1 protein-coding gene is annotated in these 239 nt (G+C 64.4%); it reads left to right on the top strand.

Features of this window, described 5'->3' with window-relative positions:
* A partial coding sequence (locus ACZ6JE_RS15555; RefSeq protein WP_464319533.1) for a hypothetical protein occupies nt 1–193 on the top strand: 193 nt, incomplete at its 5' end.
* Nucleotides 194–239: the final 46 nt, after the last annotated feature.

The following is a 239-nucleotide window of genomic DNA, read 5'->3' as shown; positions in this document are numbered from 1 at the left end:
GTGCCCGTTCGGCGCTTTCTGGTACTTCTGGTCGCTCGCACAGGGCATGAACGCCGGGACAGGTCTCGGCACGGGCGGTAATTACGCGCTCATGCTCCTACTCGGAAACATCGGCCCAGCCATCGTGCAGGCACGAATAAATGGCCTTGGCGCCACGGCGGCGACCGCACCGACGGTTCCTGTCGTCGCCTGACCAGAAGGGTGGCCTCACTACGGCTCCGGCGTCGTGAGAAGGACGT

It is taken from the genome of Frigoribacterium sp. AC759 (assembly GCF_979256015.1).
Note: the sequence above shows the minus strand (reverse complement) of the source record. Positions and strands in the feature narration are given on the sequence as shown.